Origin of the sequence: Corallococcus sicarius (assembly GCF_003611735.1) — a bacterium.
In the GTDB taxonomy this organism is placed as follows: domain Bacteria; phylum Myxococcota; class Myxococcia; order Myxococcales; family Myxococcaceae; genus Corallococcus; species Corallococcus sicarius.
In genome coordinates this window covers 1-3,301 of record NZ_RAWG01000539.1, presented here as the reverse complement: position 1 = coordinate 3,301, position 3,301 = coordinate 1, and the positions used below count along the sequence as shown (strand labels likewise).

Annotated in this window: 3 protein-coding genes; 2 read left to right on the top strand and 1 reads right to left on the bottom strand. The window is 70.0% G+C overall.

The window, feature by feature from the left end; genetic code table 11:
• Together D7X12_RS40315 and D7X12_RS40310 are read left to right on the top strand one after the other, a co-directional pair.
• Positions 1 to 928, top strand: a 928-nt coding sequence (locus D7X12_RS40315) for a D-alanine--D-alanine ligase family protein (RefSeq protein ID WP_147443968.1), incomplete at its 5' end; no start/stop codon positions are given.
• A gap of 340 nt (positions 929 to 1,268) precedes the next feature.
• Entirely contained in the window at positions 1,269 to 2,795 is a 1,527-nt protein-coding gene (locus tag D7X12_RS40310; protein WP_120630429.1) for a cellulose synthase family protein, read from the top strand.
• A gap of 108 nt (positions 2,796 to 2,903) precedes the next feature.
• Here the strand turns inward: D7X12_RS40310 and D7X12_RS40305 are convergent.
• Positions 2,904 to 3,301, bottom strand: a 398-nt coding sequence (locus D7X12_RS40305; protein ID WP_120630428.1) for a hypothetical protein, incomplete at its 5' end; no start/stop codon positions are given.

The window sequence follows — 3,301 nt, the reverse complement described above, 5'->3', positions numbered from 1 at the left end:
GGAGCGGGAGATCTCGCTCAAGACGGGGGAGGCCGTGGTGGCGGCCCTGGAGACGCTGGGGCACACCGTCACCCGCATCTTCGCGGGCCCCGGGCTGGACCGGGCGCTGCGCGCGGCGGAGCTCGACGTGGCGTTCCTCGCGCTGCATGGCCGCATGGGCGAGGACGGCCGCGTGCAGGGCCTGCTGGAGCTGCTGGAGCTGCCGTACACGGGCTCCGGCGTGCTCGCCTCCGCGCTCGCCATGGACAAGCCCATGGCGAAGAAGCTCTTCCAGCTCCACAACCTGGCCACGCCCCGGGGCTACCGGGTGGGCCGCGCGGACGTGGCGCGCGCGGAGGAGCTGCACGGCGACAGCGGCTTTCCCTGCGTGGTGAAGCCCGCGAAGGGGGGCTCGTCGGTGGGCCTGTCGGTGGTGCATGACGCCGGAGCGCTGGTGCCCGCGGTGGCCCAGGCGTGCCGCTTCGGCGGTGAGGCCCTGGTGGAGCGCTTCGTCGCCGGCCAGGAGGTGACGGTGGGCATCCTCGGCGACGCGGTGCTGGGCAGCTGCGAGGTGTCCTTCCCCCGCGAGGGCTTCGACTACGAGGCCAAGTACAAGGGCGGCGCCCAGTACTTCCTGCCGCCCCGCCTGTCCGACACGCGCCGGCTCAACGTGGAGTCGCTCGCGCTCGCCGCGTACCGCGCCCTGGGCTGCCGGGGTTACGGCCGCGTGGACCTGCTGTGCTCGGACCTGGAGAACGACGTGGTGCTGGAGGTGAACACCCTGCCGGGCTTCACCCCCACCAGCCTCCTGCCGAAGATCGCCGCCCGCGCGGGCCTGGACTTCCCGGAGCTGGTGCAGGGCGTGCTCGACCGCGCCACCCGCGACGAGTCCCACGTCGACGACGCCCCCGTCCCCGTGGCGCCCCGCACCCTGCGTGTCGCCCGTTAGGTCCTGCGCCCCAGGGCGCACCCGGGACGTCCTCTGGACCCAGGCCCTGTCGCCTGCCCGGATCGCCATGACGCAGGGACGCAGGGGTTGACGAATCGCGTCAAACCGAGCGTTCTCAACCTGCCGAAACCGGGGAATAGTTTGACACGACCCAGGTGGCTCCCTATTGTCCGGCCGCGATCAGTAGTCGGATGGTCAAAGCCCTGTTATTTCGGGCACATACGGGGCGGGGCTCAGCGGACCCAGGAGGCGGCGGTCAGCGGGAGCGGTCGGTCGGCATGCCGCCACGTCTGGTTGGACCGCTGGCGACAGGGCCAGCGGGAGGGGCTGAGCGTCACCGATGACCACCGTTGAGATCATCTTCCTGGCTGTCTATTTCAGCCTGCTGAGCGTGCTGGGGGTCTATGGATCCCACCGGTATCGCATGGCGTTCCTGTACTACCGCCACAAGTTCAAGCTGCCCACTCCGAATGGCACGCTCAAAGCGTTGCCCCGGGTGACCATCCAGCTGCCCATCTTCAATGAGATGTACGTGGTGGAGCGCCTGGTGGAGTCGGTGTGTCGCATCGACTACCCGCGGGAGCTGCTGGAGATCCAGGTGCTGGACGACTCGACGGACGAGACGTGCGGCATCGCGCGTGCGTGCGTGGAGCGCCACCGGCAGAAGGGTCACGACATCGTCTACATCCACCGCGTCAACCGCCAGGGCTTCAAGGCGGGCGCGCTGGAGAACGGCCTGAAGCTGGCCACGGGCGAGTACGTGGCCGTCTTCGACGCGGACTTCGTCCCGAGCCCCGACTTCCTGATGCGCACTGTGCCCTTCTTCGCGGACGCGAAGGTGGGCATGGTGCAGGTGCGCTGGGGCCACCTGAACCGTGAGTTCTCCATCCTCACGCAGGCCCAGAGCATCTTCCTGGACGGGCACTTCATCATCGAGCATACGGCGCGCAACCGGGCCGGCTGCTTCTTCAACTTCAACGGCACCGCGGGCATCTGGCGCCGCAGCACCATCTCCGACGCGGGCGGCTGGCAGCACGACACGCTCACGGAGGACCTGGACCTGAGCTACCGCGCGCAGCTGAAGGGCTGGCAGTTCGTGTTCCTGCCCGAGGTCATCTCCCCGGCCGAGGTGCCGGTGGACATGAACGCCTTCAAGAGCCAGCAGCACCGCTGGGCCAAGGGCTCCATCCAGACGGCGAAGAAGCTGTTGCCCACCATCCTCAAGAGCGACCTGCCGCTCCTGGTGAAGCGCGAGGCCTTCTTCCACCTCACCAACAACATGGCGTACCTGCTGATGGTGCTCCTGTCCCTGCTGATGCCCATCAGCATGGTGGTGCGCTTCCAGCACGGCCTGTACGGCACGCTGTTCCTGGACCTGCCCTTCTTCATCACCGCGACGGCCAGCGTCTGCGTCTTCTACGTGGCCGCCCAGCGCGAGCGCGGCGCCACGGGCTGGGAGCGCTTCAAGTACCTGCCCTTCCTGATGAGCCTGGGCATCGGCCTGGCCATCAACAACGCGAAGGCCGTGGGCGAGGCGCTGCTCAACCAGCAGTCGGGCTTCGCGCGCACGCCGAAGACGGGCGCCGAGGGCAAGAGCGTCAAGGCGCCGGTGAAGAAGAGCTACCGGGGCAGCAAGACGCTGATGCCGGTGGTGGAGCTGCTCTTCGCCGCCTACTTCACCGGGGCGCTGTGGTTCGCCATCGACGCGCGCATCTACACGTCGGTGCCCTTCATCGTCCTGTTCCAGGCGGGCTTCCTCTACGTGGGCATGTCCAGCCTGCTGCAGGGGTTCGTCAGCCGGGTGAAGGTGGCCGAGTCCACCCCTGCCGTCAGCTCCACCGAGGAGCAGCCGCGCCAGGCGGCCTGAGAGCCGCTCCCCGACAGTCCCGCGGGTGCCTCGCGCCGCCGCTTCCTCCCCGGACTTCCGGGGCGGGAGGGCGGCGCGGTGCTTTGTGGGCCCGGACCTGGATGCCGCCTAGAGGCCCGCGTCGGGCGCGCCGCGCAGCAGCACCTGCTCCTGGCGCACCGGGGCCGGGCCGGGGGGCGCGGCGCGGCAGCCCTCGTCGATGGCGGTGCTGGAGGCCGCGCGCAGGGTGAGGCCGGCGTCGGTGCAGGCCACCGCCTCCGTGGGGAAGGCGACGGGGCAGGGCGTCCCGGAGCCGGTGAAGCCCGTGGCGCGCGTCTCGCCCACGAAGCCGTCCGGGGTGCGGCGCAGGACGATGCCCACCGAGCCTGCGTCCGCAGACTCCACGCCCCCGTCCGCCCACGCGCGCACCACCGCGAGTGACAGCGTGCTGCCGTCGTCCTGGCCCAGGTAGCGGAAGGCCGGGTTCTGCGCGTGGTGGTAGTCGCCGGACTGGTTGCGCTCGCAGC